Below are 24,371 nucleotides of genomic sequence, written 5' to 3'. Positions count from 1 at the left end.
CGCAGTCAAGCCTGATTGCCATACCGGCCCAGGCTGTGATGCAACTGTTCGATGGCCGAAGCTACCGCCTCTACCGCAGCGTCCGATGCATCGCTGTCATGCCGCTCACACACGCTTTCCAATGTCTCGCAGCACGTGATCAACACCTGAGCCTTGACCATGCGCGCGCCCCCTTTAACGCGGTGAGCCAAGTCATGGAGCTTGGCGAAATCAGCCGGCGATGTCAGGGACGGCAACAGCGCACGGTCTTCCTCGAGGCTCTTGAGCAACGGCGTCAGCAGCTCGTTGAGAGCATCCTTATCACCCTGCGTCAGCATGATCAGTGAACTTAAATCAAACGCCACTTCCACTTCATCCGTCAGCGCGCCAGCGGTCCGTGATGCCAGGGCCAGGCGCAAGTCCTCAAGCCCGGTCGGCTTGAACAGGCAACCGTCCATGCCTGCTTGCCGGCAGCGTTCGGCTTCCTGCGGCAAGGCATTGGCGGTGAACCCGAGGACCAGGCACGGCGCCAGCCCACGCTGGCGTTCCTGTGCGCGAATATCACGCGCCAATGCGTAACCGTCCTTGAAGGGCATATTGCAATCGGTGATCACGCCGTCAAAATGCCCGGCCTGCCACAGTGACAATCCTTGGGCGCCGTCCTCGGCCAAGGTGATGCGATGTCCCAGGAAACTCAGCTGTCGAGCCAGCAACAAGCGGTTGGCCGGGTAGTCATCCACCACCAGGATATTCAACCCGCGCGCTGGCGGAACGTGGGGGACCGGTACATTGGCAGGCATGGCCGTGGTCAGCGCCAGCGTCAACGTCACATCCACCCGCGTGCCCTTGCCCAGCACACTGCTCAAGTGCAATTGACCGCCCATCATCTCGCACAGGTTGCGACTGATCACCAACCCCAGGCCCGATCCGCTTCGCGCCGGCTGTTCGTTATTGCTGCCCTGGATAAAGGGGTTGAACAAACGCTGCTGATCTTCGGCACTGATGCCAATACCCGTGTCCTCCACCCACAACCGCAGGTGCAACTGGTCGTCGGTCAATACCGGTGCACCCTGGGCGCCCAGGCGCACCTGGCCGGAGGCGGTGAACTTGATCGCGTTACCCAACACATTGGACACCACCTGCTTGAAGCGCAGCGGGTCAACCAGCACCGGCCGGTCGATCAACGGGTCGAGTTCCACCTGCAGCACCAGGCCCTTGTCCCGCGCCAGCCCCTCGAACACCCGCGCCACTGAGGCCAGCAGTTCGTGCAGATTGGCCGGTTCCAGGCTCAGGGACAGGTGGCCGGATTCGATTCGCGCAATGTCGAGAATATCGCCGATCAACTCCAGCATGCTCCGGGACGCCACCGACGCAACCTCCAGCGCATCGCGGTCAGCCACGCCCTGCTCGGCGTTTTTCAGGGCCAGCTCGATCATGCCGATCACGGCATTCATGGGGGTACGGATCTCATGGCTCATGGTCGCCAGGAAGGTGGTCTTGGCACGGTTTGCGGCGTCGGCCTCCTCCTTGGCTTCCTGCAACTGCCCCAGCAAGCGCTGGCGCTCGCTGACATCCACCCAGCCGGCGATCATGCCCACCACGCTGCCATTGCTGTCACGGTACGGGAGCATCCATTGGTAGATGGTCAACACCTCGCCGCCGGGCACCTTGAGCACGCGGTCATGAACCTGCGGCTCGCCCAACGCCATCAAACGCAAATAGTCGGCGTGGAACGACTGGGCCTGGGGCGGGTTCCCCGTGTCGGTTTCCACCACGGTCTTACCGATGACGTCTTCCAACTTGAAGCCGAACACATCCAGGTAGGCATTGTTGCAGGCCATCAGGCGCCCCAGGCGATCGCGCACATAGATCGGGTGCGGCGTGCCGTCGATCAACACACTCATGAACCGCATCTGGTCGCTCAACGCACGCTCGGCCTGGGTGCGCTTGCGAATCAGGCTGCGCAGGTAGAACACCCATCCCAGGGTGACCAGCAGCAGCAGCGCGGCCAAGCCAAACCCCTGGAGGATGATGTTGCGGTGACGTATCCAGTAGTTGTCTTCGATGATGATCTCGCTGCGCCAATGATTGGTCAGCTCGTCCATTTCTTCTGGAGTAATGCTCAATAACGCCTTGTCGAGGATCGAGTACAGCTCCAGTTGGCTGCGGTTGACCCCAAAGGCAATGCGTGCAGGCTCACTCCCGACAGTGCTGGTGATGCGCAGCCGCTTGCGGTAATTGCGGGCGATCATGTAGCGCGCGCTCATCAGTGAAACCGCAGTCGCATCGACGATGCCGTTGACCACCAATTCCATGGCCTGCTCCGGGTTCTCCACGTCGACAAACCCGATGCCCGGGTAGTCCCGGCTGATTTGCCCGGCCAGGCTGTTGCCGCGAATAAGCGCCATGCGTTTGCCAGGCATATCTTCCAGGGTCACCAGATGCTCGTCGTGGGTGCGCACCACCAATACATAGGGACTGGACAGATAAGGGCGAGTAAAGCGGATCTTTTCGGACCGCTCGACACTGGGGGTGACGACCGCCAGCATGTCCACGCGACCGGCACTGGCCTGTTCAATTTGCCGCGGCAGCGAACTGCCCCGTTCCACATCAAACCGCAAGCCTGTACGCAGACTGATACGCGAGAGAACCTCGGAGCTCAATCCCTCGAATTGCTCTTGTTCGTTGAAAAAAGACAACGGCACGAATTTATCGAGCACCGCCACTTTCACCCGCGGGTGCTTCTCCAGCCAGCGCTGTTCACTTGCGCTCAAGCGCAGTTGCTCCGCCTCCAGGAACCCGCTGCCGCCGGCACTCCAACGGCGCAGGATTTCCATCTGCTGGTTGGCCGGAACGGCGGCCAGTGCGCTATTGATGATGCCCAACAGGCGGGTATTGTCCTTGGCGAATGCGAACCCGAAAGGGTTGACCTCCAATGCGGAGAAATCCGCCATGCGCACGTTATTAAGGTGGTTCTTGTTGATCAAGTAGCGGGTGCTGATGGCGTCACCCAGGTACACATCCGCCTGGCCGAACGCAACGGCACCAATGGCTTCGAAGGTCGAGGCAAACAAGAGCAATTGCGCATCGGGGTAAAAGGCCTGGACGGCCTCGGGCTGCATGTAGTGGTAGAGCATCGCCAGGCGCTTGCCGGCAAGGTCAGCCTTCAGCACCTGATTCTCCCCCGCGCGTGTCACCAGCGCGGGTTGGTCATTGGCGTAGGATCGGGACAGCACCAGCTCCGGGTCGGCCGCCTCGAACCCATTGGCCGATCCCACAAAATCCACGGCGCCGGTCTTCAGGGCTTCGATCACCTCATCACGGGTGTCGTAGCGCTTCACGTCGATGGTGATATTCAGCGCCTCGGCAACCAGTGCCGCAAAATCGGCCGTGATGCCCTCGAGCTCGTCATTGTTGCTCAAGTCAAAGGGCGCGTAGTCGGGGGCCGACACCCCCATCAGGAGCGTGCGGCGCTCGCGTAGCCAGCGCCAGTCGGCTTCGTCCAACACCACCGAGGGATTTTCAAGAGTGGAGTGACCCAGCAGTTTCAGATCGTGGGATTCCTCCAAGGCCATCACCGCCCAGGGCAACAGCCCCATCAGCAGGATGGCCGCGCGTTTCACCCGCCGGGAGGTGAGCATTTCAGATCAGATGATTGCGCTGGGCGAACTTGGACAGATGCACCACCGACGACATACGCAACTTCTCCTTGAGCCGCGTCTTGTAGGTACTGATAGTCTTGTGGCTCAACAGCATGTCCTCGGCAATATCCTTGTTGCCCAGGCCCAGGGCCAGCTTCTGCAGCACGGTCAATTCGCGATCGGATAACGCCTCCACCAACTCCTGCTCGGTCGATTGCAGGTCGTCGCGACGCACCGAACTGGTGGGCAGGCTGGGGAAGCAACTGTAGCCGGACCTGATCGCCCTGATCGCCTTTTGCAGCTCATCCAGTTCACCGGTCTTGGCAACAAAACCCATCGCCCCGGCGCGCATGCAGCGAGTGGAAAAAAACACCGCCAGATACGAGGTCAGCACCAGGATCCGGCAGGGCAACTCCAGCGCCTTGATCCGGCTGATCACCTCCAACCCACCGAGCTTGGGCATCGCCAGGTCGAGAATGACCAGGTCCGGACGTTCTTCGCGAGCAATCTGCATGGCATCAGCGCCATTACCCGCTTCGTAGATAGTATCGAAACCTTCCTGCCTCAATAGATACTTCACGGTAGCGCGTATAAAAGGGTGATCATCCACGATTAAAGCTTTGTTGCTCATAAGACTCCCCTGGGAAGATCAGTACGCTTACATATCACTCGAGACCCCACTACCTGTGAAAAGTAACAGTTCCGACAAGCGGCACTGATTACTCAGTCAAACACCTCAGGCAGTACAGGCCCCTCCTTTTGAAAAACACAGTAAACATGTGAAGCCACGCCTTGATTCCTGAACAGGCGCAAGCGCGCAACCTTAGCAACCGCGTGTTTTTGCCAATGAAGGGATAATCTCGACTAAATGTAGGACTTTTCCTCGGAACTCTCCAAAGCTACTCGGTGGTGCTGGGGCTCCAGAAGGCCTGAACCACCAGGGTCGACCTGGAAATTCGCGCCACCAGGGCGTCCAACTCGTCACCGTCTACCGAGGTCACCGCCAGGGTGGCTTCGATTTCAACTTCCTCAGTGCCGAACGGCCGCACATCGACATCGCTGGCCGGGTAGTTACAGCGCGCCAGTTCGGCTTCCAGCAACGCCAATACCGCGGTTTGCTGGGTGCGCCGGGCAATCACATAGAGGACGTTGGTGACCTCCGCCGACACCACATCCAGCGGTTGGCGGTTGATGTTATTGACGATGGGCCGCAGCAGCGTATTGGCCGCCAGCACAAACAGCGTGCCCAACAACGCCTCGAGGACCAGGTCGGCACCGGCGCACGCCCCCACCGCCGCCGACGCCCAGAGCGTGGCGGCGGTGTTGAGACCGCGCACATTGCCTTCTTCGCGCATGATCACACCGGCCCCCAGAAAGCCGATGCCCGACACCACATACGCCACCACCCGCACGGCGCCTTCCGCACCGCCGAGGCGGTTGGCCATGTCAACGAAAATCGCCGCCCCCACCGCCACCAGTACGTTGGTGCGCAGGCCCGCCGTGCGTTGGCGGTACTGGCGCTCGAAGCCGATCAGGCCACCGAGGATAAACGCGGCGGTGAGGCTGACCAGGGTATCGACCAGAGAGTTGAGGTTGATGTTGTCGATTGCTTGCATGGGAAACCGTCCCTGTTCACTGCCAGCCAAACTTACGGATGTAGTAGCCCTTCACCGCCTGGGTCAGCGCCATGTACGCCAGCAGGATCACCGGCAGGAACACAAAGTACAGCGACGGCAGCGCCTGCAATTTGAAGTAATGCGCCAGCGGCCCCATCGGCAGGAAGATCCCCACGGCCATGATCACGCCGGTCATCACCATCAACGGCAGCGCCGCGCGGCTTTGCAGGAACGGGATTTTCGGGGTGCGGATCATGTGCACGATCAGCGTCTGGGTCAGCAGCCCCACCACGAACCAGCCGGACTGGAACAGCGTCTGGTGGTCAGGGGTGTTGGCATCGAACACATACCACATGAGTGCGAACGTGGTGATGTCGAAAATCGAGCTGATCGGCCCGAAAAACAGCATGAACCGCCCCACGTCCCCCGGCTGCCAGCGTTGGGGTTTGGCGAGCATGTCCTCGTCGACGTTATCGAACGGGATCGCGATCTGCGAGATGTCATACAGCAGGTTTTGCACCAGCAGGTGCATCGGCAGCATCGGCAGGAACGGGATAAACGCGCTGGCCACCAGCACCGAGAACACGTTGCCGAAGTTGGAGCTGGCGGTCATCTTGATGTACTTGAGCATATTGGCGAAGGTGCGCCGGCCCTCCAGTACGCCCTCCTCCAGGATCATCAGGCTCTTTTCCAACAGGATGATATCGGCGGCTTCCTTGGCGATATCCACCGCGCTGTCCACCGAAATCCCGATATCCGCCGTCCGCAGCGCCGGTGCGTCATTGATGCCGTCCCCCATAAAGCCCACCACATGCCCGTTGGCCTTGAGCAGGCGCACGATGCGTTCCTTGTGGCTGGGCGTCAGGCGGGCGAACACATTGGTGGTTTCCACGGCCTTGGCCAACTGGGCGTCGGTCATGTCCTCGATGTCGTTGCCCATCAACAGGCCCTGTTGTTCCAGGCCCACTTCACGGCAGATCTTGGCGGTGACCAGCTCGTTGTCGCCGGTCAGCACTTTGACCGCCACACCATGGGCTTTCAGCGCCTTGAGAGCGGGCGCAGTGCTTTCCTTGGGCGGGTCGAGGAACGCGACGTAGCCGATCAGCGTGAGGTTGTTTTCATCCGCCAGGCTGTAAGTGTCGCGCCCCGGGGCCATCGGTTGCGCAGCCACGGCCACCACCCGCAGGCCTTCTTCGTTGAACGCGGCAGTGACCTGGCGAATGCGCGCCAGCAGCTCGTCGGTCAGCGCTTCGTTGACCTCGCCATGGCGCACGCTGTTGCACACCGAGAGGATCTCCTCCACCGCACCTTTGCAGATCAGCAGATGCGGCCGGCCCTGCTCGGCCACCACCACCGACATGCGGCGGCGGTTGAAGTCGAACGGGATTTCATCCACCTTCTGGAACGCGGTGCCGACCTTCAGTTCGCGATGCACTTCCACGTGCTCGAGCACCGCCACGTCCAGCAGGTTTTTCAGGCCGGTCTGGTAGTAGCTGTTGAGGTAAGCCATCTCCAGCACGTCGTCGGACTCCTCGCCCCACACGTCCACATGACGCGCCAGGAAAATCCGGTCCTGGGTCAGGGTGCCGGTCTTGTCGGTGCACAGCACATCCATCGCGCCAAAGTTCTGGATCGCATCCAGGCGCTTGACGATGACCTTCTTGCGCGACAGGAACACCGCGCCCTTGGCCAGGGTGGACGTGACGATCATCGGCAGCATTTCCGGGGTCAGGCCCACGGCAATCGACAGTGCGAACAGCAGCGCTTCGGTCCAGTCGCCCTTGGTGAAACCGTTGATGAACAACACCAGCGGCGCCATCACGAACATAAAGCGGATCAACAGCCAGCTGACCTTGTTGACGCCCTGCTGGAACGAGGTGGTCGCACGGTCGGTGGCGGTCACGCGTTGAGCCAGCGCACCGAAATAGGTGCTGTTGCCAGTGGTCAGAATCACCGCCGTCGCGGCGCCGGACACCACGTTGGTGCCCATGAACAGGATGTTCTCCAGGTCCAGCGGGTTGCGGGTGTTGGTGTCGTGCTGCTGGGCGAACTTCTCCACCGGCATCGATTCACCGGTCATCGCCGCCTGGCTGACGAACAGGTCCTTGGCGCTGAGCACGCGGCAGTCGGCGGGGATCATGTCCCCGGCCGAGAGCACGATCAGGTCGCCTGGCACCAACTGCTTGATGGGCAATTCAATGCGCTTGGCATCCTCCCGGCGCAGCACCGTGGCGGTGTTGCTCACCATGGCTTTCAAGGCATCGGCGGCCTTGTTGGACTTGGCCTCCTGCCAGAAGCGCAGCAGAGTCGAGAGCACCACCATGGAGAAAATCACCGTGGCGGCCTTCATGTCTTCGGTCAGCCAGGAGATCACCGCCAGCAAGGTCAGCAGCAGGTTGAACGGGTTCTTGTAGCAATGCCACAGGTGCACCCACCACGGCAGCGGCTGCTCGTGCTCGACTTCATTGAGGCCGTATTGCACGCGCAGGGCGTCGGCTTCCAGGCTGTTCAAGCCCTCGGTATGGCTGCCCAACCTACCGAGCAATTGCACTGCACTGCTGTTGGCCGCGACCACCAGGGTCTGCGCCAGGGTGGGCGGCACTTCGCGGCTGACGCTGGCATCGGTGACCGTTTCGAGCATCGCCAGGCGGCGAAAATGCCGGGCGATATGCCGGGTCCGCAGGAAGCCTGCGAAGAACTCTTTCAACAGAGTGAGGTTCATGGTGTGTTACTCCTGCGCGAGGAAAAAACCTTCGTGCAGGTACTGCCTGCCCCACCGTGCCCGCTTCATAGGCACAGTCAGCCCGGCCCGCCTGCCGTAAAAGGCAGGCGCGTCCGTAGCATCCCGAGGTCAACCGGGTGCTGGTCAGCGTCGATGAGAGGGATCGGACAGGGGCCAGGACTGGCCACTGTCGAGATGCCGCTTCTCGCTAGGTGGCGAGACAACGGCATCAAAAAATGCGCGTTATCTTGCCAAGTATGTGCCGGTTACCGAGACCGGCCGACAACTGTCACTCGAACAAGTACCCACTGAGGGTCTCCGCTATTGATGAAAACGCGCGAAGCTTACGCCCCGATTTAAGGAGAGTAAACCGTAGGAAAGTTTCCATATGGTGAATAAGAGGATTCTTCAGGGAGGGTTCAGGAAGCGGTCATCCTGAACCTGGCGAAGATCAAAGGAGGGTCAGCCATTTCAGTCGACCGCATTCCTGTGGCGAGCGGGGCCTCCCACACTTACGGTGTACAGGGTCGATCCCGCTCAACCAACGCCAGGTAATCCTTAACCTGTCCACCCGCCAACGCCTTAACCTGAATCGACACCTTGTTCACCTGCCGCCCCATCGTGATCCCGTCCCGCGTGCGCACGGATACATACCCAAGCTTGGGCCAGAAGCGTTCGGCTTTGGTATTGCCGACCACCACCGACAGCCGCAGCCACTGGGCGCCATTTTCCACCGCCCATCGTTCAAGGTCTGAATGCAGCTGCTGGGCAAGCCCGGTGCCATGCCAGCGCGAATCGACCAGCAGCAAACCGATATGCCACACCCCATCAGCCAGCAGATCCGCCGCGATATTCACCACGGCGACCAGCGCCTCGTCCGTACCGCGATAACCCAGCCAGTGCATCCGACTGCACGCCCACCCCGCCGGCAATTGCACCTACAATTCGTCGCACGCTTCGGTCAGCGTGGCAGGCTCGCCGTTGACCGCGATGAAGTAATCCGGCGCCTGCTCAAAAAACTGCTGTAGCTCAGCTTCGTCAGCCAGGGTAAGCGCCACGACTCGAATATCGGGGAAGGTGCTCAGAGGAAGTTGAGTCATGCAATCCACATCCATGAGGTGCTGTCCTTACAAGCGACTAATCCACAATCTTGAGTTTCACTTGCGCGCCGTCGGGCAAATCCTTGATCTCACGTGCCAGATCACCGCAGAACCGAAGCTGCTCGATATGATCAAGTTGACGCACATTGTCGATGGCGTACTTGCCGCCCAAAACCGGCGAAATAACGAAATGGTAAACCTCGCCCTGCGCTAACGGCCCCAGCATCTCCTCGGCCTGATCCACCATCGATTGCAGGTACCAGTCGTGCAGAAAGGCCTGATCCCTGGAGACCTCGTCCAAGGCTTCACGGGTCTGGGCGATCACTTCGCAGGAAAGTGCCTCGGGGCACACTCGCCAGTAGCGACCCTGTTCGTCCTCGACCATCAAATTGCCAAACGCCGTAGCGCCTACGACCTCAACAGGGTCAATGCCCGCCCAACCCCAGCTGTCGCGTATTGCGTGAAGAATGTTCATGCAGCCTCCTTGCGTCGAAACGACTCAATCATCCCGCGTCAGCACTTCTAACAACTCAATCTCAAAGCGCAGATTGCTGTTGGGCTTGATATGCGCGCCCATCGACCGTTCGCCATAGGCCAGGTGCGCCGGCACAAACAACCTGCGCACCCCGCCGACCTGCATGCCTATCAAACCCTGGTCCCAGCCCTTGATCACCCGCCCGGTGCCGATCACACACTGGAACGGCTTGCCCCGCTCCCAGGACGAATCGAAGACCGTGCCGTCTTCCAGGGTGCCGGTGTATTGGGTGGTGATCAGCGCGCCCTTGACCACGGCTTTGCCGGTGCCTGGGCGGGTGTCGGTGATCTGGAGTTCGTCGGGGCTCATGGTGGTTCTCGTTGAAGGCGTAAAGGCTGGGGTTTTCCCAGAATCGGTGGGGTTTGGCAAGTGTAGGAACAGTCGCAGCCGTGACATTTCCCTTTAACTTGCAGGACGTTTCCGAGAGAATCCCAAGCGCTTGCGCCGCTCAAATCACGTGGCTAGTCTTCGGCGGTCACTGCCAATTCAGTGACCGGGTTTAGCAGCCCGCCGATATGACTAGGCGCAAAGCGCCACCTTTTGCAGGGCGCTTTTTTTCGGCCCGTGCTTCATGGTGGCCGTGCGCAGGGCACCTTCGGGTGCACCGGGTTCCTAGTCACCGGTCTGCTAACCTGCGCATGGCCGCCACCCCAAATCGTTTAGCAGCGATGGTGTCGGCTCCTACTGACTAGAGGAGCTTCAAAATGGACAAACTCGTCCCCGCGCCACCCGCCCCAGAACGGCAATTTTTCACCACCACCCCAGACCTCAGCTTCGAAGACGCCCTGGCCCACGCCAGCAGTGTGCTGCGTTGCGCCGCCGTTGCCGCACAGACGGCAGGTGATCAACTGGACGGTCCTTCGCGCACGCTGGTGCTTTCGGTCATGCACTTGGTGGACATGGCCAGTGTGATGGTGGACCGGTCACTGGAGTGTGTGCTGCCACGCTAAAAGCACAGTCGGTTTCTGTGGCGAGGGAGCTTGCTCCCGTTGGGCTGCACAGCAGCCCATTACTTAGCAACGACCTCTCTAACCTTAGGGCCTCACTGCTCGGCATGGTGTTTCAGCACAAACAGCTAAAGCAGCGTTAGAGAATTTAACTACAACGCAGCAGGAACCGTCCGACTTCTCCTCGAACATTTCGTCACCTCTTATAAACATCCAACCAAACCTGGTTGCATAACAATAAGAGGTCACCCCCATGAACGAACCAACAAGCCCTGCCCGCGTCGCCGTCATTCAGTTCAACCCACAGGTCGGCATAGCCAACCGAAGCGACAACCTGCATCAAAGTCTTCTACTGGCGACTGAAGCAGCAAACGGCGGCGCCAATCTGATCGTGCTGCCGGAGCTTTCCAACTGCGGCTATTTCTTCAGCAGCCGCCAGGACGCGTTTGATCATGCAGAGGCAGTGCCGAACGGACCGAGTGTGCGGGAATGGATCGATTTTGCCTGCAAGCACCAGGTGTATCTGGTCGCCGGTCTTAGCGAAATCGATGGTATGCAGCTGTTCAACACAGCCGTATTGCTGGGGCCCGACGGGTTCATAGGCAAATACCGAAAAGCCCATTTATGGAACTTGGAAAAGCTTTGGTTCACCCCGGGGAATTCTGGCTTTCCAGTGTTTGAAACGCCGATCGGTCGTATCGGCCTGCTGATCTGCTGGGACATCTGGTTTCCGGAGGTACCGCGCATTTTGAGCCAGCAAGGCGCCGATATCATTTGCAGCTTGAACAATTGGGTGTGGACACCTCCGCCGTTGTTCGATGAGGCAGGAAAGTGCATGGCGTCGTACCTGACGATGACTGCTGCACATGTGAACAACGTATTTATCGCGGCCGCGAGCCGCATTGGTGAAGAGCGGGATGCCCGCTATCTCGGATGCTCCTTGATTGCAGGGACAAATGGCTGGCCAATCGGCGCCGTGGCTTCGGCCAATCGCCAGGAGATCCTGTTCGCCGACATTGACATCACCAGCGCCCGCAGCGCGCCGATCTGGAACAGCCTCAATGATCTGCAACGGGACCGTCGCAATGATCTTTATGATCAGATGCTCGGGTATTCCCAGCACCCTGCCCTGCCTCGCTGAGAGGAGGGCAATCTATGGAAACGTTGTTTGCCAGGAAAACGCCAACCCGCTCACGAGCGGATATCACAGTTGTTGTACTGGGACTCGTCGCTACCTTGCTCGCGGTATGGGTTGTATCCAGTCATCAAGGTTCATGGCCAGGATACAACGAGATGGTGACGGCCCTCCCCCAACCCTTAGCGTGGTTGCGGTGGGTAGTGGGGGATATAAGCGAAGTTGCCTTTTACAAGCATGAACTCGCGTCACTGGGCCTATTGAGTGGTGCCTATCTGGCATGGTGGGCAAACAAACGTGGCAAAGCCTGGCAGGGCTTTTCCATTTGCTATGGCACCGGATTGTGGCCTTGGGTGGTGACCAGTTCGTTGATCGGGCTGTTGCTGAGCAACCTGCTGTGGGGTTGGAGCGTTACCGCCGAAACCTGGCAGCCTACGTTTGCGGCGTTTGTTTCATTGCCAGCAGCGATGGTGCTCATGTTTGGCAGCGGTTGGAAGGTCGCCCTCAATGGTGCAGTGCTGGGAGCTTTACTGGTTACTCCACTGTGCTTGTTGATCGTCAATCTGGTGTGTGTGCCACTGGGTTTACCAGCCGTGGTCGGTAATGTGCTGGGCATGGCTATCGGAAGCGTCATTGCATTTGCACTGTGTCGTCGGGTGCCCTCGCTGGTGCGTTCGGACTCTATCGCTCCAGACCGACCGATACCTGTTACCCCGCCCAGTTACGGAGTGTTCTGGAGCCTGCGCCGAGTGCTGGCGGACTTTTCCGAAGCACCTTTTTTTGGAAATGAGCTGGCCAGTCTCGGACTGTTGGCAGGCGTGTTGCTTGCCTATGCCCTCAACCCCATGAGCCCGGCTTATGGCGCCGGCCTGCTTTTGCACATGGTAGGAGCACAGGCACTGACGTCGGCTTTTGGCGTAGTGATCTGGCGCCATCAATGGATAAAACGGGGTTGGTATCCCACCTATGTACCGTTGGTATCTGTGGTACCGGCAGCAGTGTTGACCCACGGTGGCAGTTGGATGGTGGTGACTTCAAGTGCATTGCTGGGTGCACTGATCGCACCGCCGTTGGCCTGTGCAATTGCGGCGAGACTGCCTGCCCATTTTCATCCGTACATTGGCAATGTAGTTTCAATGGCGTTGAGTACGTTGATGATTGTGCCGATCGTAGGTTGGCTGGCAACTTGAAAGGTGTGGTTAGGGCCCCCCTAACCACTTTTGAACACAACAATAATCGATCAAGCCAACGGCACCCGACGCATCGTCAGTGCCATTCGCCCCACAAAGAAACTCAACGTCGCACGCGACAGCTGCTTGGGCGCCACTTCACGGGTTTTATACTCGGCCTGTTGCTTCAACTCCTCATCCTCGCGCAAAGGCACCAGGCCATCTGGTGCATTCGCACCCCACGCCGCGCAATTACCCTGCACTATCCTGACACCGGGCTGTCGTACTTTCATGCGTCTAAAACCCGGAGAAACCATGACCCAGGATGTCCTCGCCAAAGAAACCAACCGCCGCCAGCTGCAGCAGATTATCTCCGGGCTGTCCGACGGGATCATCCTGGCCGAAGTCGACCAGACCATTCTCTGGGCCAATGAAGCCGCGCTGGCCATGCACGGTGTGGAGGACGTCACGGCACTGGGTGCCAATACCCAGGAATACGCCGAACGCTTCAGCCTGCGCTATCGCAATAATCATCCCTTGCCCTTGGAGAATTACCCCCTCGCCCGCGCGGCGGCAGGCGATGAATTCAGTGACGTGGTAGTGGAGGTCATGCCCACCGCCGATGAAGACAAAACCTGGGTGCACCGCCTGCGCAGCCTGGTCATCAGCGATTCCCACGGCACGCCTGAATTACTGGTGCTGATCCTCAGCGACGCCACCGAATGGGCCAGCGCCGAACAGCGCTTCGAGAAAACCTTCAACGCCAACCCGGCGCCGGCGGTGATCTGCCGCCTGAGCGACCTGCGCTATATCAAAGTGAACCAGGGCTTCCTGGAGATGACCGGCTACACCCGTGACCAGGTGATCGGCCGCTCCGTGTATGAACTGGACGTGCTGGAGCATGCCGAACGCAGGGAGCTGGCCATTCAGCGCCTGGGGGAAGGCGCGACCATCCCGCAGATGCAGGCCGAGCTGAAACTGCCTGGAGGCGGCAGCAAACTGGTGATTGTCGCCGGCCAGCCGCTGGACATGAACGAGGAAGACTGCATGCTGTTTTCCTTCACCGACCTAGAGCCACGCCGCAAGGCCGAGATTGCCCTGCGCCAGAGTGAAGAGCGCTTCGCCAAGTCGTTTCGACTGACGCCGGTGCCCACCTTGGTGTGCAGCGCCGCCAACCGCCAGGTGGTGGATGTCAACGAAGCGTTCATGACCATTACCGGGTACACCAGCGAAGAGCTGATCGGTAAATCCATCGAAGACATCAACTTCATCGACAGCCAGGAGGCGGCCGCCCAGTTGTTCGCCACCCTGGAGAAAGCCGGCAACCTCGATGGCCAGGACCTCAAGGTGCGCAAGAAAGGCAACGAGGTCATCGACTGCGTGGTCTCGGCGGACACGGTGATCATTGAGGATGTGCCCTGCTATCTGCTGGTGATGATGAACATCACCGAACGCAAGCGCTCGGAGCTGGAGTTGGTGGCGGCCATCGAGGAAGTGATGCAGGACGCGTCCTGGTTCAGCCAGACCCTGATCGAGAAACTGGCCAATGCCAAGAGCGTCAACAGCCCCAACCTGCCGAACGTGGCCTTCACCGACCTGACCGCCCGCGAGCGCGATGTACTCGGCCTGATCTGCGAGGGCCTGGCCGACAAGGAGATCGCCTCACGCCTGAAATTGGCGCCCAACACGGTGCGTAACCATGTGGCCACGGTGTACTCGAAACTGGGGGTGCATAGCCGTAGTGCAGCGATTGTCTGGGCCCGTGAACGCGGGCTGTTTGCCGGTGAACTGCGGGTTAAGAAAACCCGATAAAAGTGCAAATGCACTAGTGCGGCTAGTGCGAATTCGCCTTATCCCGCGCAGTCCCAATCCCTAACCTTCAAGGTGTGAGTACAGGGCTTTCAACCTGTGCCGTCGTAAAACGACACCTTGAAGGAACCCACATGTTTACGCTCTCTCAACTGCGAAATTGCATCGAAGAAGGCCTCGCGCCGCTGACATGCGAGTTCACCCTGTGCCGGGATGCGTCGTTGACCCTCAAGGTCTACGACGCCGACACCGGCCGGGTGGACCTGGTGGTGACGGGGATCAGCACCAACCGGCTGCAGACCCCGCAAGACGTGGAAAAGATGGTGGAAGAACTGCGCTACGAACTGCAAAGCAACAACATGGGCAAGGTCACGCTGGAAGACGCGCCTTCAACGACGAACCAATGAAATAGAACACCCCGCCCGCGACGATGAACGCCCCCAGCATGTAGAACATGTAGTGGGCCGGCAGGCTGGCCAGCACCAGCCCGCACAACACCGGCCCCAGCGCCGCCCCCAGGTTCGACAGGTTCTGCGCCCCGTAGTACATGCCCCGCAGGTGGTCCGGGGCGATCCGGTCGATAAACATGTATTCGGCCGGAAACACGATGATTTCCCCCACGGTAAAGACCGCCATCGCCAGCACCCACCACAGCACGCTGGTGGACAACGCAAAACCAATCAAGCCCAGCATGAACATACCCAGGCCCGCGATCAGCCATTGGCTGAGGTAACGGTGGGAAATACGTCGACCAATCACGTACTGCAAGGCGATCACCAGCACGGCGTTGGTGGTGAGCACGGCGCTGATGACGGTGTAGGTGTATTCAGCACTGGTGGTGGTGACCAGGTACTGCGAGAGGTAAGCGGTGAACTGGCCGAACACCACGGCGCTGAGCACACCCCCAAGGGTGAAGCACACCAGGCGATGGTCACGCAGCAGCACGCGGCCGACGGCCAGGAACGGCACCGGCTTTTGCGTCACATCGATGGTCGCCAGGGTGCGATCGCCCCAGCGCCAGTACAGCAGGAAAAACCCCGCCCCCAACAACGCCGACAGGATGAACGGCAGGCTGATGTCCAGCTTGGCCACCATCGCCCCAAAGAACGGCCCCGCGGCATAGCCGATATTGGTCAGGGTGTACTTGATGGAAAAAACTTCGCTGCGTGCATCTTCCGGCAGCAAGCTGGCAAAACCGGCCTTTACCGCAATATCGATGACCGCGTAGGCCAGGTTGATCAGGATCAGGCAGCTGTAGAACGCCCAGATGTTCTGCGCCAGCACCGTACCGATAAACCCCAGCCCAAACAGTACGCTCAACCCCAGCAACAGCCGATAACTGTTGATGCGGTCGACCAGAAAACCGCCATATACGCTGAGCAGCGAGCCAAGGATCAACGAGCTGCCGATCACCAGCCCGACCTGGGTGATGTCGAGGGCAAATTGGCGGGTGAGGTAGATCACCAGGTAGGGAAAGGTAATCGCCTTGGCCAGCGTCAGCAGCAACGTGGCGGACAACAGCAGGTTCACGGCGCGGGGGTAGTTTCTTATTGTGGCAAGCATCCTGCTCTCTTTCTTTGAAGGTAACACGGTCTTGATGGCCGGTTACCTTACCGCAAGAGCCGAAAAAAAACGCGGGTCATTTCTTGACGGGCGTGATCTCCAGGATGGTGCCGTTGGTGGTTTTGAGCAGCACGAACCTGTCGCCCACACGGGCCCACTGGCTGTCGGCTTCAGGCTGCTTGAGACCGCGTTTCTTCCAGTCGCTGACCGCCGACTCCTTGCGCATCAGGATGTCCGGGGCACGGTCGCCTTCTTTCAAATCACGGGTATTGATGTTCGAAGGCTGCACGGTTTCCTGGGGGGTATCGCCGGCCTGCACGACAAAGCTGGCGGTGGACAGGCTGGCGGCGACCAGGACACAGGCAGCGAGGGTTTTGGACTTCATGGGTGCTCCTTCAATGAATGATGCGTACCCAGGTTCCGACCGCAGGCGCATGAAATCATTCAGCCTGCTGAACCTTGATCCCCTGTGATGAGCATAGGTATCTACACAACTTTTCAGACCCTGACAAATCTCCCTGTGGTGAGCGGACTTACGCGTGCCCCCATTGCCCTTATGAAATTAATCCTGTAATTTTTCATGAAATTATTAGATATAAATTTCATGAACCAGCAAGAAGAACTCGACGCCCTGGCGATCCTGATCCACGACCTGCGCAAGTACAAGAAGCTTACCCTCGCCCAACTCGCACAGAAGATCGAGCGTTCGGTGGGCTTCCTGTCCCAGGTGGAACGGGGTTTGTCGCGTCCGACCGTGGCGGATCTCACCGCCATCAGCCATGCCCTCGACGTGCCCACCACCTATTTCTACAGCCTGTCCAAACCCAAGGCCGTGAGCTGGGTCACCCGCCCCAACGAACGTCGTACGGTGTACTACGCCAACGGCATCACCGACATCCTGGTGTCCCCCAGCATGAATGGCGCCTTCTCGATGCTCGACAGCCTGCTGGCACCCGGCGCCAACAGCGGTGAACAGACCATGAGCGACCGCGCCGAGCAGGCCGGATTTGTACTGGAAGGCGAATTGACGCTGTGGGTAGAGGGCGAGGCCGATTCGGTCACCCTCGGCCCCGGTGACAGCTTCCACCTGGCCAGTTTCGCCCACTGCCGCTACGCCAACCTCACCGACCTGCCCGCCCGCGTGCTGTGGGTTTACAACTAGGAGCAACACCCGTGAAAAGCCAAGCCTCCACGTTACTGGCCGAAGTACGGACCTTTCGCCAGAACCATCCCGACGTGCGCTATGTCGACCTGATCGCCCTGGACATCCCCGGGCATTTCTACGGCAAGCGCTACCCCATCGAGATGCTGGAAAAGGTCGCCGCCGGCAGCCCCTTGAAGCTGCCGCAGAACGCCGTGCTGCTGGGGGTTCAGGGCGGGCTGTTCAAGATCGGCGACTACTGCTTCCACGATGGCGACCCGGACGCCAACCGCCGCCTGGTACCGGGCACGCTCAAGCCGGTGAGCTGGGAGTCGCAGCCGCTGGGACAGATGTTGATCACCTCGGACGGCACCGAGGCGCCGATCGAATTCGAACCTCGCGAAGTCCTGGCCAAGGTGCTGGAGCGCCTGCACCACAAAGGCATTCACCCGGTGGTGGCCTTCGAACTGGAGTTCTACCTGTTCGACAAAAAACTCGACAACGGCCTGCCGCAATTCGCCCGCGACCCGCTCAGCGATGACTCCGACGACCAGCCCAACCTGCATATCGAACGGCTGTCGCGCTTCAGCGAGGTGCTGGACGACATGGCGCAGACCGCCAAGGACCAGGGCATCGACATCACAGTGATCACCGCCGAACTCGGCCCCGGCCAGTTCGAGATCAATTTCGGCCACCTCGACGACGGCCTGCGCGCCGCCGACTGGGCGGCCCTGTTCTGCCGCAGCACCCGCGGCGTGGCGCTCAAGCACGGCTACCGCGCCAGCTTCATGGCCAAGCCTTACCTGCAATTTCCCGGCAGCGGCATGCATGTGCATGTCAGCCTGTATGACGGCGCGGGTAACAACCTGCTCGCGGCGCACCAGCAGCAACCCCTGCGCCACGCCGTGGCCGGTTGCCTGGAATTGCTGCCCCACTGCATGCCGATCTTCTCGCCCAACCACAATGCCTTCCGCCGCCTGGGGGGTACGGTCAACGCGGCCACCCGCGCCTGCTGGGGGTTTGAAGACCGCGATGCGTGCGTGCGCATCCCCGAGTCAGACCCGCGCAACCTGAGGATCGAGCATCGCTTGGCCAGTGCCGACGCCAATCCGTATCTGGTGCTGGCGGCGATCCTGGTCGGCCTTGAACATGGTCTTGAAGCCAGGCAAGAACCTATCGCGCCACTGAACGAGGACCGCAGCAGCGGCACCGATTTCCCTGTGGAAATGCTCGATGCCGTGCGCGCCATGCAGCATCAGCCGGTAGTGCGCGATAAGCTGGGCGCCGAATTTGTCGACGTGTACTGCGAGAACAAACGCCAGGATCACCTGGCCTTTCAACAAGAGATCCATGCGCGGGAATACCGCTGGTTTCTCTAACGACGGAATAACCGATGACCGACCAAAGCGCCCCGGCCCTCAAGGACATCTTCAACCTCGAACGCCTGCAACACATCGCCAGCGAGATGACAGCGGTGTACCCGGCGTTCGACGCCAAGGGGTTTCTCCAGCACGCCAAGGCCGGGCTCGCCGAATTATCGGTAATGCAGCGTGTGGCGCGGGTCAGCGAAAGCCTGCACGCGGTGATCCCGCTGGACTATGCCCAGACCCTCAAGCTGCTTTACGCCCTGGCGCCGCGCCTGAACAGCGGGTTTGTCAGCCTGTGCCTGCCGCACTACGTGGCGAGCTACGGCCTGGCTGACTTCACGCGCTCCATGGCCGCGCTCAAATACTTCACCCCCTTCGGCTCGGCTGAGTTCGCCATAAGACCCTTCTTGCTCCACGACTTCGAACGCACCCTGGCGGTCATGCAAACCTGGTCGCTGGATGAAAACGATCACGTACGCCGCCTCGCCAGCGAAGGCTCGCGTCCGCGCTTGCCGTGGTCGTTTCGCCTGGCCAAGGTGCAGGCCAACCCCGAACTGTGTGCGCCGATCCTCGACAACCTCAAGGCCGACAGCAGCCTCTACGTACGTAAATCCGTGGCCAACCACCTCAACGACATCACTAAGGACCACCCGGATTGGGTGCTCAGCCTGATCGAAGGCTGGAACCTGGATAACCCGCACACCGCCTGGATCGTCCGCCATGCGCTGCGCAGCCTGATCAAGCAGGGCAACACCCGCGCGCTGACGATCATGGGCGCAGGCGCCAAGGCCGAGGTGAAGCTCCATCACCTGAGCGTGACGCCGGCGGTGATCACCCTGGGCGAGCGGATCACCCTGTCGTTCAGCCTGGAATCCACCGCCGCCACGGCGCAAAAACTGGTGGTGGACTACGCCATCGATTACGTCAAAAGCGCCGGGCACAGCGCGGCCAAGGTGTTCAAGCTCAAGGCGTTTACGCTGGGCGCGGGTGAACGACAGAACCTCCGCCGCGAGCAGCATATTCGCGCGTTGACCACACGCAAGCACTATCCCGGCAGGCATGCAGTGCATGTGCTGGTAAATGGAGAGCGATTGGGCAGTGCCGAATTCGAATTGAGGGATTAACCCGATTCAACCAACACCGCAGATCACTATGGAAGGGTTTCATCCGTTGGATTCGCCCAGCAACAGTGGCTGCTCCCGCGCGCACAATTCCACCACGTAGTCCCACAGCACCCGCAACCGCACCGACTTGTGCAACTCCCGGCGCGAGCTGATCCAGTAGCTGCGCTGGATCCCCTCCCCCGGCAGCAACGGCACCAACTGCGGGTCGCCCGACGCCATGAAGCACGGCAACACCGCAATCCCCAATCCGGAGCGCGCGGCCTGGTGTTGGGCGATGACGCTGGTGCTGTGGAACACCACCTTGGGGTTACGGCAGAAACTGCTGAGGAACTTCAGCTCCTGGCTGAACAGCAGGTCGTCGACATAATCGATCCATGAATGGGCCGCGAGATCTTCGCGTTTTTCTATCGGAGGGGTGCGCGCCAGGTAGGCACGGCTGGCGTAGAGCGCCAGGCGGTAATCGGTGAGTTTGCGCGTGACCAGTTGATCGACGCTGGGGCGTTCGAGGTGGATGCTGATTTCCGCCTCGCGGTTGAGGATGCTGACGAAACGCGGCACGGCAAGCAGTTCCACTTCCAGGCCGGGATAACGTTCGAACAGCCCGCCCATGCGGCCGGCAAGGAACATCACCCCCAACCCTTCGGCCACCCCGAGGCGGATCTTGCCCAGGGGCGCAGCGGCGTGGGTCAATTCGTCCTCGGCCAGCAGCGCGACGTTTTCCATGGCCTCGGCGTGTTTGAGCAGGGCTTCGCCGGCGGGGGTCAGTTCGTAGCCTTGGGCGTGCTGCACGAACAGCGCGGTGCCGAGGCTCTTCTCGATGGCTTCGATATGCCGGGCCACCGTGGCATGCGTGGTTTTCAGGCGCTGCGCGGCGGTGAGCAGGCGGCCGCTGCGCTGCAACTCCAGAAAATACCGCAGGTCATTCCAGTCGAACATGTCGCCTCCATTGCATGGCCTGGACAGCGCTGTTTAAAAACGCACAGCAGCTGGGTAAAAACTAACATTTTTAAGACGAAAACTAACAACTAGGATGGAGCCAATAAGAAAAACAAGCGAGACCTCAGATGCCCATTGCAGCTGCTGAATACGATTATGTGGTAGTAGGCGCCGGCCCCGCAGGCTGCCTGCTCGCCAATCGACTGTCCGCCAACCCCGCCCACCGCGTGCTGCTGCTTGAAGCCGGTGGCCGCGACAACTATCCCTGGATCCATATCCCCGTCGGCTACCTGTTCTGCATCGGCAACCCGCGCACCGACTGGTGCTTCAAGACCGAAGCCCAGGAAGGCCTGCAAGGCCGTGCGCTGAGCTACCCACGGGGCAAGGTGCTCGGCGGCTGCTCGTCCATCAACGGCATGATCTACATGCGCGGCCAGGCCCAGGATTACGATGGCTGGGCGGCGGCAGGCAACGATGGCTGGGCCTGGAAAGACGTGCTGCCGCTGTTCAAGCAGAGCGAAAACCACTTTGCCGGCAGCTCGGAATTCCACAGCGATGGCGGCGAATGGCGGGTTGAGCAGCAACGGCTGTCCTGGCCGATCCTCGATGCGTTTCGTGAGGCGGCAGCGCAAAGCGGCATCTCCAGTATCAGCGACTTCAATCAAGGCGATAACGAAGGCTGCGGCTACTTCCAGGTCAACCAGAAGGCCGGGGTGCGCTGGAACGCGGCCAAGGCGTTTCTCAAGCCGATTCGCCAGCGTCCCAATCTCACCGTGCTGACCGAGGTCGAGGTAGACCGCGTGGTCCTGGAAAACGGCCGCGCCTCGGCCGTGATCGGGCGTCAAAACGGCCAGCCAGTGAGCTGGAAGGCGCGCAAGGAAATCGTGCTGTGCGCCGGCTCCGTGGGCTCGCCGGGCATCCTGCAACGCTCGGGCATCGGCCCGTCCAGCGTGCTCAAGCCGTTGGGCATCGATGTGCTGCATGAACTGCCAGGGGTCGGCGGCAACTTGCAGGATCATCTGCAATTGCGGCTGATCTACAAGCTGGAAAACGCCCGCACCCTGAACCAGATCGCCGGTACCGTATGGGGCAAGATGGGCATGGGCCTGCGCTACCTGTACGACCGCAGCGGACCGCTGTCGATGGCGCCCAGCCAGCTCGGCGCGTTTGCCCGCTCGGGCCCGGAACAGACCTCGGCCAACCTTGAATACCATGTACAGCCGCTGTCCCTGGAGCGCTTTGGCGAACCGCTGCATGGGTTCCCGGCGTTTACCGCCTCGGTCTGCGACCTGCGCCCGCAAAGCCGTGGCCGCATCGATATCCGCTCGGCCAACCCGGCGGATGCGCCGCTGATCCGCCCCAACTACCTCAGCCACCCGGAGGACCTGCGGGTGGCCGCCGACGCGATTCGCCTGACCCGACGCATCGTCGCCGCACCGGCCCTGAGCCAGTTCAAGCCGGTGGAATACCTGCCGGGTGATTCGCTGCAAACCGAAGAACAACTGCACGAAGCCGCCGCGCGTATCGGCACGACGATCTTCCATCCGGTCGGCACCTGTCGCATGGGCAGCGATAAAGACGCGGTGGTCGACGCCCAGTTGCGCGTGCATGGCGTGCCCGGCCTGCGTATCGCCGATGCCTCGGTCATGCCGCGCATTACCTCCGGCAATACCTGTTCACCGACGCTGATGATCGCGGAAAAAGCCGCGCAGCTGATCCTTTCGCCGAACACAAGGAGTCTCGCCCCGGAGAAAGAACTGGTTCATGCAATCTGAATAGCGGCGCCAAACCTGGCGCCGACAGTGGAACAACAATAAATAATCACTGTGAGGGCTTCCCGATGTCAGAACATGCTCAAACCCTGGGCTCGGCCACCAACGCGAGCACCGGTAACGAATCAAGAAAAGTCATCTTCGCCTCGTCCCTAGGGACGGTGTTCGAGTGGTATGACTTTTTCCTCTACGGCGCCCTGGCGGCGGTAATCAGCAAGCAGTTCTTTGCCGGGGTCAACGACACCACGGCGTTTATCTTTGCCTTGATGGCCTTCGCGGCCGGCTTTGTGGTGCGCCCGTTCGGCGCGCTGGTGTTCGGCCGCCTGGGCGACATGATCGGGCGCAAGTACACGTTCCTGGTGACCATCATCCTGATGGGCGTGGCGACCTTCTGCGTCGGCCTGCTGCCAACCTACGCCAGCATCGGCATCGCGGCGCCGATCATCCTGATCGTGCTGCGCATGCTGCAAGGCCTGGCATTGGGCGGCGAGTACGGCGGTGCGGCCACCTATGTGGCCGAGCATGCGCCGGCCGGCAAACGCGGCCTCAACACCAGCTGGATTCAATCCACCGCGACCCTCGGTTTGCTGCTGTCGTTGCTGGTGGTGCTGGCATGCCGGTACTTCACCGGCGATCAGTTCGAAGTCTGGGGCTGGCGTATACCGTTCCTGTTCTCCATCGTGCTGCTGGGCATCTCGACGTGGATCCGCATGAGCCTGCATGAATCGCCGGCGTTCCTGAAGATGAAAGAGGAAGGCAAGGCCAGCAAGGCGCCCATCCGTGAATCCTTCGGCAAGTGGGAAAACCTCAAGGTCGTGTTGATCGCCTTGTTCAGCATCAACGGCGGCCAGGCGGTGACCTTCTACGCGGCGCAGTTTTACGTGTTGTTCTTCCTCACGCAGTTCCTGCGGATGGACCCTGCCCTGGCCAACATGCTGCTGATTATCAGCGTGGTGATCGGCGCGCCGTTCTTTATCTTCTTTGGCTGGCTGTCCGACAAGGTGGGTCGCAAGCCGGTGCTGATGCTTGGCTTGCTGCTGGCCACTGCGCTGTACTTCCCGATCTTCAAAGGCCTGGCACACTACACCAACCCGGCGATGGACCAGGCCAGCCGCCAGGCACCGATCACCGTGCTGGCCGACCCGGCCACCTGTACTTTCCAGTTCGATCCGGTAGGCAAGGCAAAATTTGACAGCCCGTGCGACAAGGTCAAGACCTTCCTGGTCAAGCAAGGCCTGCCCTACAGCAGTGCCGCCGCCCCAGCTGGCAGCCCGGTGCAGGTCAGCGTGGGTGAAGTGCGCATCGACGGCTTCGACGAGGCAGCGCTGCGCGGTGCAGTGGCCCTGGCCGGCTACCCGACTTCTGCGGATGTGGCCCAGGTCAACAAGGTCATGGTGGTGGTGCTGATCGTGGTGCTGATCCTGATCGCCGCCATGTGCTACGGCCCGCTGGCGGCGCTGATGGTGGAACTGTTTCCAACGCGTATTCGCTACACCTCGATGTCCCTGCCCTACCACATCGGTAACGGCTGGTTTGGCGGGTTCCTGCCAACCGTGTCGTTTGCGCTGGTGGTGTACACCGGGGATATCTTCTATGGCTTGTGGTACCCGGTGGTGGTGACGGGGGTGAGCCTGATTGTCGGATTGTTTTGCCTTAAAGAAACGCGGCATGTGGATCTCGACAACAATTAAACCGATCGCCTGAACACAGGAGATCCCTTGTGGGAGGGGGCTTGCTGCCGATAGCGGTGGTTCAGTCACAGTTGCGTTGACTGATATGGCGCTATCGGGAGCAAGCCCCCTCCCACATTTATTT

The 24,371-nt window shown here is 60.4% G+C and carries 20 protein-coding genes and 1 pseudogene; 10 read left to right on the top strand and 11 right to left on the bottom strand.

Going from position 1 to position 24,371, the window contains the following annotated elements; translation table 11 throughout:
• Positions 1–5: 5 nt before the first annotated feature.
• From B9N88_RS02745 to B9N88_RS02715, 7 genes and pseudogenes are all read right to left on the bottom strand, one after another.
• On the bottom strand, positions 6–3,620 hold the full coding sequence (locus B9N88_RS02745; RefSeq protein WP_027603198.1) for a transporter substrate-binding domain-containing protein: 3,615 nt from the start codon (positions 3,618–3,620) through the stop codon (positions 6–8).
• A gap of 1 nt (position 3,621) precedes the next feature.
• Entirely contained in the window at positions 3,622–4,251 is a 630-nt protein-coding gene (locus B9N88_RS02740) for a response regulator transcription factor (RefSeq protein ID WP_027603197.1), read from the bottom strand.
• Positions 4,252–4,519: 268 nt separating this feature from the next.
• On the bottom strand, positions 4,520–5,236 hold the full coding sequence (locus tag B9N88_RS02735) for an MgtC/SapB family protein (RefSeq protein ID WP_027603196.1): 717 nt from the start codon (positions 5,234–5,236) through the stop codon (positions 4,520–4,522).
• A gap of 16 nt (positions 5,237–5,252) precedes the next feature.
• On the bottom strand, positions 5,253–7,958 hold the full coding sequence (mgtA, locus tag B9N88_RS02730) for a magnesium-translocating P-type ATPase (protein ID WP_027603195.1): 2,706 nt from the start codon (positions 7,956–7,958) through the stop codon (positions 5,253–5,255).
• A 512-nt stretch (positions 7,959–8,470) separates the two neighbouring features.
• Positions 8,471–9,073: pseudogene (locus tag B9N88_RS02725) on the bottom strand (GNAT family N-acetyltransferase).
• Positions 9,074–9,095: 22 nt separating this feature from the next.
• Positions 9,096–9,533, bottom strand: coding sequence for a T6SS immunity protein Tdi1 domain-containing protein (locus B9N88_RS02720; protein WP_027603194.1), 438 nt, complete (start codon positions 9,531–9,533; stop codon positions 9,096–9,098).
• Positions 9,534–9,557: 24 nt separating this feature from the next.
• The gene (locus B9N88_RS02715; RefSeq protein ID WP_027603193.1) at positions 9,558–9,902 is read right to left on the bottom strand and encodes an FKBP-type peptidyl-prolyl cis-trans isomerase; all 345 of its coding nucleotides are present in this window, start codon (positions 9,900–9,902) and stop codon (positions 9,558–9,560) included.
• 395 nt (positions 9,903–10,297) lie between these two features.
• Here B9N88_RS02715 and B9N88_RS02710 point away from each other — a divergent pair, with 395 nt between their 5' ends.
• The 3 genes from B9N88_RS02710 to B9N88_RS02700 all read left to right on the top strand — a co-directional run bounded on the left by B9N88_RS02710 (position 10,298) and on the right by B9N88_RS02700 (position 12,865).
• Positions 10,298–10,543 carry a DUF6124 family protein gene (locus B9N88_RS02710; RefSeq protein ID WP_027603192.1) on the top strand — a complete coding sequence of 82 codons (246 nt, stop codon included), beginning with the start codon at positions 10,298–10,300 and terminating at the stop codon, positions 10,541–10,543.
• A 250-nt stretch (positions 10,544–10,793) separates the two neighbouring features.
• Entirely contained in the window at positions 10,794–11,681 is an 888-nt protein-coding gene (locus B9N88_RS02705) for a nitrilase family protein (RefSeq protein ID WP_027603191.1), read from the top strand.
• A 14-nt stretch (positions 11,682–11,695) separates the two neighbouring features.
• Positions 11,696–12,865: a hypothetical protein gene (locus tag B9N88_RS02700; protein ID WP_027603190.1), complete on the top strand. Its 1,170-nt coding sequence runs from the start codon at positions 11,696–11,698 to the stop codon at positions 12,863–12,865.
• Positions 12,866–12,915: 50 nt separating this feature from the next.
• Here the strand turns inward: B9N88_RS02700 and B9N88_RS02695 are convergent, their stop codons facing one another.
• Positions 12,916–13,137 carry a hypothetical protein gene (locus B9N88_RS02695; RefSeq protein WP_143491232.1) on the bottom strand — a complete coding sequence of 74 codons (222 nt, stop codon included), beginning with the start codon at positions 13,135–13,137 and terminating at the stop codon, positions 12,916–12,918.
• A 22-nt stretch (positions 13,138–13,159) separates the two neighbouring features.
• Between B9N88_RS02695 and B9N88_RS02690 the strand changes: the two genes are divergently transcribed.
• Both B9N88_RS02690 and B9N88_RS02685 read left to right on the top strand, forming a co-directional pair.
• Positions 13,160–14,656 carry a PAS domain S-box protein gene (locus tag B9N88_RS02690; RefSeq protein ID WP_027603188.1) on the top strand — a complete coding sequence of 499 codons (1,497 nt, stop codon included), beginning with the start codon at positions 13,160–13,162 and terminating at the stop codon, positions 14,654–14,656.
• A 131-nt stretch (positions 14,657–14,787) separates the two neighbouring features.
• Positions 14,788–15,060 carry a DUF1652 domain-containing protein gene (locus tag B9N88_RS02685; RefSeq protein ID WP_027603187.1) on the top strand — a complete coding sequence of 91 codons (273 nt, stop codon included), beginning with the start codon at positions 14,788–14,790 and terminating at the stop codon, positions 15,058–15,060.
• Here B9N88_RS02685 and B9N88_RS02680 read toward each other — a convergent pair.
• The gene (locus B9N88_RS02680; RefSeq protein WP_027603186.1) at positions 15,023–16,216 is read right to left on the bottom strand and encodes an MFS transporter; all 1,194 of its coding nucleotides are present in this window, start codon (positions 16,214–16,216) and stop codon (positions 15,023–15,025) included. The two genes, B9N88_RS02685 and B9N88_RS02680, sit on opposite strands and share 38 nt — an antisense overlap.
• A 76-nt stretch (positions 16,217–16,292) precedes the next feature.
• Positions 16,293–16,601, bottom strand: a complete 309-nt coding sequence (locus tag B9N88_RS02675) for an RcnB family protein (RefSeq protein WP_027603185.1) — start codon at positions 16,599–16,601, stop codon at positions 16,293–16,295.
• Positions 16,602–16,820: 219 nt separating this feature from the next.
• Here B9N88_RS02675 and B9N88_RS02670 point away from each other — a divergent pair, with 219 nt between their 5' ends.
• From B9N88_RS02670 to B9N88_RS02660, 3 genes are read left to right on the top strand one after another with little or no spacing between them, the layout of a single operon-like run.
• Positions 16,821–17,378, top strand: coding sequence for a helix-turn-helix domain-containing protein (locus B9N88_RS02670; protein ID WP_027603184.1), 558 nt, complete (start codon positions 16,821–16,823; stop codon positions 17,376–17,378).
• 11 nt (positions 17,379–17,389) lie between these two features.
• On the top strand, positions 17,390–18,736 hold the full coding sequence (locus B9N88_RS02665; RefSeq protein ID WP_027603183.1) for a glutamine synthetase family protein: 1,347 nt from the start codon (positions 17,390–17,392) through the stop codon (positions 18,734–18,736).
• Between the two features lie 14 nt (positions 18,737–18,750).
• Positions 18,751–19,848 (top strand): DNA alkylation repair protein, encoded by a 1,098-nt coding sequence (locus tag B9N88_RS02660; protein WP_027603182.1) that lies wholly within the window; start codon positions 18,751–18,753, stop codon positions 19,846–19,848.
• A 39-nt stretch (positions 19,849–19,887) separates the two neighbouring features.
• Here B9N88_RS02660 and B9N88_RS02655 read toward each other — a convergent pair whose 3' ends face one another.
• Positions 19,888–20,784: a LysR family transcriptional regulator gene (locus tag B9N88_RS02655; protein ID WP_027603181.1), complete on the bottom strand. Its 897-nt coding sequence runs from the start codon at positions 20,782–20,784 to the stop codon at positions 19,888–19,890.
• Between the two features lie 128 nt (positions 20,785–20,912).
• Between B9N88_RS02655 and B9N88_RS02650 the strand changes: the two genes are divergently transcribed.
• Both B9N88_RS02650 and B9N88_RS02645 read left to right on the top strand, forming a co-directional pair.
• Positions 20,913–22,559, top strand: coding sequence for a GMC family oxidoreductase (locus tag B9N88_RS02650; protein ID WP_027603180.1), 1,647 nt, complete (start codon positions 20,913–20,915; stop codon positions 22,557–22,559).
• A 65-nt stretch (positions 22,560–22,624) separates the two neighbouring features.
• Positions 22,625–24,247, top strand: coding sequence for an MFS transporter (locus B9N88_RS02645; RefSeq protein WP_027603179.1), 1,623 nt, complete (start codon positions 22,625–22,627; stop codon positions 24,245–24,247).
• Positions 24,248–24,371: the final 124 nt, after the last annotated feature.

This window comes from Pseudomonas sp. LAMO17WK12:I1 (genome assembly GCF_900177315.1).
GTDB classification, from domain to species: domain Bacteria; phylum Pseudomonadota; class Gammaproteobacteria; order Pseudomonadales; family Pseudomonadaceae; genus Aquipseudomonas; species Aquipseudomonas marginalis.
This window is presented reverse-complemented; position numbering and strand designations above follow the sequence as displayed.